Raw genomic sequence first — 7,636 nt, 5'->3', positions numbered from 1 at the left:
GCCGGTGGGTTTGCCGATAGTTCTGCCAATGGGGGGCTAATAGCTTGGGCCGTAGCGCCTGCTCCGAGACCAATTATGGTACTCAACAAAACAAGGGGTGTTAGTTTTTGTTGCATAGGTCTCCTCTTAATTCCACAAGCCTCTTAATTTCACAAGATAGTTGCGACCGCCTGAATACTGCTTGCAACGCCCAATTTTCTCGTGCTGACTGTATCACAGCCAATGGCCAATTCATAAACGAGTAGTGGCACGGGCCGATCGATCGCATTGGGTTGGCAGGCCTTTACAACCTCTTCCCTACTAAGATTTACGCAGTTTTCCGGTCACTTTTAAGGGGTTCAGCATCAACATCCATCAACATCTATGGATTAGAGTGCCCAGCTCAGTACATTTCATGACGCAGTCAGGGCTGGATCTTTAGTTGACCGCCAAATGGCGTCGGCGACGCGGGCAACATCGGCCATGGCGGCACCATTGTGGATGCGTAGAATATCAGCTCCATTTGCGATCGCAGCGGTACAAGCCGCCGCCGTGCCCCATTCTCGCTGCTGGGGATCAGGCTGGTCCAAAATCCAGCCAATAAAGCGTTTGCGGGACACCCCCACCAGGACAGGACAGCCGAGTGCTGCCAAATCTGGCAGTCGGCGCAAAATTTCTAGGTTTTGGGGATAGGTTTTAGCGAAGCCGATACCGGGGTCAATACAGATATTCTGCATAGGAATACCGACCGCTAGGGCCTGGTCAATTTGCTGACGAAGAAACTCAACAATCTCGTTAATGAGATCGTCATAGTCGGTCATCTGTTGCATGGTGGCTGGTGTGCCCCGCAGATGCATCAGAATAATGGGCACCTCTGCTTTTGCCGCCACCTTAAGAATATCGGGCTCGTAGGTAGCTCCTGAAATGTCATTAATAATATCGGCCCCCGCTTCGACTGCGGCACGGGCTACCGTAGCGCGGGTCGTATCCACCGATATCACCGCCTGCTGCAGCGTTTCGGTTTGCCGGATAGCCTCAATTACGGGCACCACTCGGTTCAGCTCTGCCCCCAGGGAAATCTGCTCTGCCCCCGGTCGGGTAGACTGCCCACCGATATCTAGAATATCGACATGAGCAAGTAATGCTTGAGCCTGCTGTAAGGCCGCCTCGACCGTATTAAACTGACCGCCATCGCTAAAACTATCGGGAGTAACGTTGAGCACCCCCATCAAATAGGTGCGTTCCCCCCAGTTAAACGACTGGTCGCGAATTTGCCAGGGTTGGCGACTTGCCGCTACCTTTTGCCCCTCGGCGATAAACAAGCGGGCCAGCCGATCGTAGGTGCCAGGACCAATGTACTCTGGATGAGCGCGCAGCTTGCTATACATCCACACCAGGTCTTTATCATCAAAGATACGGATGTCCACAAACCAGCTTTTAAGCTGGGGTCTTAGACCGTTGGCGGTTTCTAGCGCATCGGTCCATCGTTCAAATTCCTGCCTAAAACCGCGGGTGATCACCGTAAAGGTCATGGTTGTTCAGACTACTCAGACAAAAAAGATTCATACTGCTCACACTGCAAAGGTGGCAGACTTTACCTATAGTCCGCCAGCAGCGGCCCAGGGGGCAACGAGAATTTTGGTAAAACCCAACCTGGGCTATCCCAAAGGCCCCCCCGTAACGGTGGGTATGCCAGTTTTGTCTAAGGTGTTGCAGGGACTGCGCCAGGCCAGCCCCAACGCTGAAATCCTGGTGGTAGAAGGGGTGTGCTCAAAGGTATCCCTGAAAGACATTGCCGAGAAAAACGGTCTTTATGACATTTTGGACGAGGGTATGACGGTGCTGGATGCGGATACGCTGCCCTGTATTGCCTACCCTAACCGTTTATCCCAACCTGTACGCTACTCGGAAATGTGGGCTCCGCAGCTGCTGCAGGAGGTGGACTGCCGTATTTCAGTTAGTGCCTTTAAGATTACCAGTCTTAAGCAGCAGCCCCTAGTATCGGCGACGCTGAAGAACCTCTATGGGCTGTTTCCTATAGCAAAGTATAAGGCTCGCAGTACTCACTCTAGGGGACAGCTGCATCGGCCTTCAGTGCCACAAATCCTGCAGGATGTTTACTTTTCCATTGGTCACCTGTTTGACGGTGGGGTGGCTGACTGTAGTCAAAAGTTTATTAGCAAGGACTGGCGGCCAGATGTGGGGACCGGCTTTGAGTTGGGGCACGTGGTGTGGGGTGATGATTTGCTGGCCATTGATCGCCAAGCTTGTCACCTGGCCCAGGAGCCGATAGCAAACTATCTAGAGCCCATTGAACAGCTGAGACATCTTGACTAACGCCGTGACTAACGCCGAGGTTTGCGACCGGGTAGCGGCAGGTTCATCATCGTATGAAAGTCTTCCTGGACTTTGCGGGTGAGCCGCTTAGAGACCTGCCGTACAATCTGATTCAGTAGCTTATCTCCTGAGGCTTTGACCAAAGATTGGGGTAATGCCTGGATAAACTTTGGCATTTGGACTTTGGTTTGGAGGTTGAGTTCCCATTCCACATGGGTGGCCTGTTCGACTGGAACGGCCTGCTGTTGCTTTTCTGCCAGGGACATGGCGGCACGAAAATCGACATCGTACCCTTCCGGCTCATGCCCCGGCACGGGGATCGTTTCAATGCGATACACACCTCGATTTTGAGGTAGCAAATGTAAGCCAATCTTGGGCTGGACCTGAAAGTTTAGGCTGCCAAAACGCCCCAGGGAAATGGCATAGCCATTATGGCCAATGGGCTTTACATCCATGGGCTGGGCGCAGCGGGTAAACCAGCCTTGGTGGGAGTCGAGGTAGCTGGCAACGGTATCGACATCGGCATACATTTCCATATTGCCAACGTAATAGCCTTCAAAAACGATGGTTTCAGGTGTCTGTAGAGTATCGCTGCTGTCTGATGCGATCGCACCTGGGACGCTTGGGGACGAAGCCAATGTAGTGTCGGGAATTCCTGAGTGAGGATACTGCGTAGAAGACACGTTCATAAAGTCAAAGTTTTTTAAGATAGCCTAAAAATGAAATACCAGGATTGCAATGGGTACCGATGATAACGGCACCTCTAGACCGCTTTTATAGCACTTGGGACAGTGAAATTGATTAAAGAGAGATAAATCAATGGGTCATGTCCATAGGGTACTGATTTAAAAAAACAAGCAACCATCGTTAAATCACGGATATAGACTTGTGAACGCCAGCTGCCAGAGTTCTATAACCTGCAACTGTTGATTTAAGAACTATTGTGTTTCATTAAGTTTAGTCGATTTTCTCAAGAGCACCATTTTTTCGGTGGTTGCTTAATGATTTTGAAATATGGTGATGGCCAATGTGAGTGTTGGGTAGGCGGTTGAGCCATTGGGTTACTTGGTCATTAATAACAGAGCATTTAGTCCCATAGTGCAGTCAACATTACAGTTTGATATTTTGGTCGAGTCGGGGAAACAATGGCTGCAGTGATTGCGGTAAAAGAAACAGCATGAATGTATTGGTGGTAGGTGCAACGGGCAAAACGGGACGGTATGTGACCACCCAGCTGCAGGCAAGTGACATGACTGTCAAGGCTATGGTGCGGGATCGCTCAAAAGCTGATTTTGTGGATACGGTCGAGGTGGTGGTTGGGGATGTTTTAAAGCCGGAAACTTTGAAGACGGCAATGACGGGATGTGATGCCGTTATCTGTGCCACAGGGGCGGCTCCTAGTTTTGATGTTACGGGTCCCTATCAGGTGGATTTTGTGGGGACAAAAAATTTAGTGGATGTGGCTAAGACAGCCGGTGTAAAACGGTTTGTCATTGTATCTTCGCTCTGTGTGTCTAAGTTTTTCCATCCGCTGAACTTGTTTTGGTTGGTGCTGTATTGGAAAAAGCAGGCGGAGGCGTACATCGTTCAGAGCGGTCTGACGTATACGATTGTGCGACCTGGGGGGTTACGGAGTGAGGATACTGGGGAGGCGATTGTGATGGCCTCGGCGGATACGCTATTTGATGGGGGGATTGCTCGGGAAAAGGTGGCGCAGGTGTGTATTGCGGCGTTGGGTGAGCCTGCGGCGGAGAATAAAATTGTGGAGGTGGTGACGCGTCCGGAGGCGCAGGTGCAGGCGTTTGGGGATTTGTTTTCGGGGGTTGCTTGAGAGGGGATGGTAAAAAGCAAAACCGGCTGCTTGGGGTCCCTTCGAGTTCCCCAAACCCCCTGAGCAGGGCGGGGTGCCGCCCTACAACCCTCACATAGGGCTATCGCTAATGGCATGGATTTGGGGTTACGGTGGGGTGAATTCCAAAATTCTGGAAGGCCTTCCAGAATTTTGGAAAGGGCATGGGTTATTGCCCGGAGTCGCTGATAGGCGAAGGTTTTGACCCGTAGGGTGGGCATTGCCCACCATCCCGTGACATCAAGAATTTGAGCTTTAAAAGAACCAGCCGTAACTGTGTAGCCCTTTGCCTAGCAAATTTACCCCTAAGTAGCAGACCCAAACGACTACGAAACCGGTGGCGGCGATAAAGGCGGGTTTGCGGCCTTGCCAGCCTTTGGTAATGCGGGAGTGGAGGTAGGCGGCAAATACGAGCCAGGTGATTAGTGCCCAGGTTTCTTTGGGATCCCAGCTCCAGTAGGAGCCCCAGGCTTCGTTGGCCCAGACGCCGCCAGAGATAATGCCGATGGTTAGCAGGGGAAAGCCGAGGCCGATGATGCGGTAGCTGATGTTGTCTAGGGTGTCGGCCAGGGTCAGTCGCTGCATGGACAGGGCAGCGGTGACCGGCTTTTCTAGAACTGCGGTACCGCCACCTGCTGTGGATAGGGCTGGTTCAGCTGTTTTTTCGGCGGCGCGTTTGAGGGCATACTTGCGATCGCGAAATCCACCTGTGCCGACAGAACTCCCCTTTAGTTCGACAGCCTGACCACGGGTAACTACTAGAAATGCGATCGCAATCAAAGAACCCACCATCAAAGCGGCATAGCTGAGCAACATCACACTGACGTGCATCATCAGCCAGTTGGACTTGAGGGCCGGCACCAGAGGCTCGGACACCTGCATCGTGTCGGGCAGGGTGAGGGTGGCGAAGGCGGTGATCCCCATGGCAGCGGGTGCGGTCATGGCCCCAACCCAGAGGCTATTGCTCATACGCTCGGCCACAAAATGGATGGCTGTGATCCCCCAGGCGATAAAAAAGAGAGACTCGTAGAGATTACTCAGGGGGAAATAGCCACCTTCAATCCACCGAGCTATCAGTAACGCTGCGATACAGAGATTGGCAATAGCCATGCCCGTCGTGCCCAAGATCTTGAGCCAGTTGGCACTCTCAAAGGCAAGGCTACTCCAATAGAGGAGCATGGTAACAAAGAGGACGGCAAAGGAAACATTGTCCAGCAGTCCTTGAAGGGTGACTAGATCCATTAGAAGGTGATGATGGGACCTGCAAATCACACTAATGGCTGTCATATGACAGCCATTAGTGTGACAATCATTACAATTTTACTAAAGAAATTTTACCAACGAAAGACAAAGCAAGAATAAACCAGGGTGTTAAACCGTTGAGTATTTCCACAACGAATCCTGAAATCCTTCAAGAATTTTGGTGTCCTGGGGAGAAATGATCACTACACTGACAGATCGGTACATTGCTTGGTGCATTGGCTGGGTGCATTAAAACTTAGCGCATTGAGATTAATGGCATAACACACATTCGGGTTACAAACTCTGAGTTTTCTAATACGAAAAATATCAGTGCTGAATGTGACTATGATTTAGTGACAAAAAAATTGGCAGCCCTAGAGAGGTAACTATGGATGCGACTGCATTGTGGCAACGATATCAAGACTGGCTTTATTACAATGAGGAGCTAGGAATCTACTTGGATGTCAGTCGGGTAACGTTCGATGATGCCTTTGTGGCTGATCTGACGCCTCAATTTGCAAAGGCATTTGCATCGGTAGATGCATTGGAAAAGGGCGCGATCGCAAACCCTGATGAAAACCGCATGGTGGGTCATTACTGGCTCAGGGATCCGGACCTTGCCCCCAACGATGACCTGCGCAGTGAAATTGTTAACACCCTACGAGATATAGAAAATTTTACTCAGCAGATTCATACAGCCACTATTACTCCCCCTGATGAAGAGCGTTTTACCGATATTCTATCCATTGGCATCGGCGGCTCAGCCCTAGGTCCGGAGTTTGTGGCTGAAGCCATTGGTCCAGTCAATCCACCGTTGAATATTAACTTTATTGATAATACAGACCCAGCCGGTGTGGACAAGATCCTGGCTAAGCTGGGCGATCGGCTGAAGACCACCCTGGTATTGGTGATTTCCAAGTCTGGGGGCACTCCAGAAACCCGCAACGGTATGTTAGAGGTCAAGGCTGCCTATGAAAAGCGGGGTCTAGACTTTTCGAAATATGCGGTGGCGACCACGGGTCGGGATAGCAAGCTCGATAAAGTGGCCAAAGCTGATGGTTGGTTGGCCATGTTCCCCATGCAAGACTGGGTCGGTGGGCGCACATCGGAGCTATCTTCGGTGGGTTTGCTGCCGGCAGCTCTGCAGGGTATCGACATTCGTGCCATTCTGGCTGGCGCCAAGCAGATGGACGCCGCTACACGGGTGCCCGATCTGCGCAATAATCCAGCCGCCCTCATGGCCCTAGCCTGGTACCACACCGGTAATGGCCAGGGTGAAAAGGACATGGTGATTTTGCCCTATAAGGATAGTCTGTTGCTCTTTAGCCGCTATTTGCAGCAGCTGATTATGGAATCACTGGGGAAAGAAACCGATCTCGATGGCAACAAGGTGTTTCAGGGGATTGCGGTCTACGGTAACAAGGGCTCGACTGACCAGCATGCCTACGTACAGCAGCTGCGCGAGGGGGTGAATAACTTTTTTGTGACCCTGATCGAGGTTCTTAAAGATCGTGAAGGCAGTTCCACCGAGATTGACCCCGGTGTCACCTCCGGTGACTATCTCTCGGGCTTTTTACAGGGGACTCGCAAGGCCCTGTTTGAGAATAAGCGTCAGTCAATTACTATCACTATCCCCGAAGTGACACCGATGATTGTGGGTGCCCTGATTGCCCTCTATGAGCGTGCAGTCAGCTTGTATGCTGCAGTGGTCAACATTAACGCCTATCACCAGCCGGGTGTGGAAGCGGGTAAAAAAGCAGCGGCCAGCATTCTCAATCTGCAAAACATGGTGGTGGATGTACTGGGTAAAACCGGTGGCTCTTTAACTCTGGCAGAAGTCGCTGACAAAGTTGGTCGTCCTGATGCCGCTGAGGATATTTACAAAATTGTGCGACATCTGGATGCTAACGGTCGCCTGGTGGCAATTGATGGCAATGCGGGGAATCCTGGCACGATGCGGGTGATGGCTCGGTAGGAGCTTTAACCAGCGGGTAGCTTTAGCCAGCGGTAGCGTATGCTCCATCCGCTGGCTAAAGCCGGTTGATCTAGTTGCCTAAACGTTACTTAACCGGCAAACGGATTGAGAATTCGGTCCCTTGATCTAGCTCAGAATAGACGCTCAGGTGGCCACCGTGTTTTTCGGTGGTGATTTTCTCTCCAGGTGCGCTGCGGTGTACACACAAATCGAAAAGTAAGCTCAAAGCTTCGAGCCCTCATCCCCCAGCCCCT

6 protein-coding genes are annotated in these 7,636 nt (G+C 51.5%); 3 read left to right on the top strand and 3 right to left on the bottom strand.

The features are described from left to right. Nucleotides 1–392: 392 nt before the first annotated feature. Entirely contained in the window at nucleotides 393–1,511 is a 1,119-nt protein-coding gene (gene folP, locus IQ260_RS02230; RefSeq protein WP_322744876.1) for a dihydropteroate synthase, read from the bottom strand. Here folP and IQ260_RS02225 point away from each other — a divergent pair. Beyond that, on the top strand, nucleotides 1,510–2,316 hold the full coding sequence (locus IQ260_RS02225) for a DUF362 domain-containing protein (RefSeq protein ID WP_193990438.1): 807 nt from the start codon (nucleotides 1,510–1,512) through the stop codon (nucleotides 2,314–2,316). The two genes, folP and IQ260_RS02225, sit on opposite strands and share 2 nt — an antisense overlap. A gap of 8 nt (nucleotides 2,317–2,324) precedes the next feature. Here IQ260_RS02225 and IQ260_RS02220 read toward each other — a convergent pair whose 3' ends face one another. Beyond that, nucleotides 2,325–2,999 (bottom strand): DUF1997 domain-containing protein, encoded by a 675-nt coding sequence (locus IQ260_RS02220; RefSeq protein WP_407657712.1) that lies wholly within the window; start codon nucleotides 2,997–2,999, stop codon nucleotides 2,325–2,327. A gap of 494 nt (nucleotides 3,000–3,493) precedes the next feature. On the opposite strand from IQ260_RS02220, the gene IQ260_RS02215 reads away from it, so the two are divergent. Continuing rightward, on the top strand, nucleotides 3,494–4,147 hold the full coding sequence (locus IQ260_RS02215; protein WP_193990434.1) for an SDR family oxidoreductase: 654 nt from the start codon (nucleotides 3,494–3,496) through the stop codon (nucleotides 4,145–4,147). A 273-nt stretch (nucleotides 4,148–4,420) separates the two neighbouring features. On the opposite strand, the gene ccsB is transcribed toward IQ260_RS02215, so the two are convergent. Beyond that, nucleotides 4,421–5,407 carry a c-type cytochrome biogenesis protein CcsB gene (gene ccsB / locus IQ260_RS02210; RefSeq protein ID WP_193990432.1) on the bottom strand — a complete coding sequence of 329 codons (987 nt, stop codon included), beginning with the start codon at nucleotides 5,405–5,407 and terminating at the stop codon, nucleotides 4,421–4,423. 388 nt (nucleotides 5,408–5,795) lie between these two features. Between ccsB and IQ260_RS02205 the strand changes: the two genes are divergently transcribed. Then, entirely contained in the window at nucleotides 5,796–7,382 is a 1,587-nt protein-coding gene (locus IQ260_RS02205) for a glucose-6-phosphate isomerase (RefSeq protein WP_193990430.1), read from the top strand. Nucleotides 7,383–7,636: the final 254 nt, after the last annotated feature.

It is taken from the genome of Leptolyngbya cf. ectocarpi LEGE 11479 (genome assembly GCF_015207065.1).
Taxonomy (GTDB): domain Bacteria; phylum Cyanobacteriota; class Cyanobacteriia; order Phormidesmidales; family Phormidesmidaceae; genus Leptothoe; species Leptothoe ectocarpi.
The sequence above is the reverse complement of the archived record's forward strand: the minus strand, read 5'-3'. Positions and strand labels throughout refer to the sequence as shown.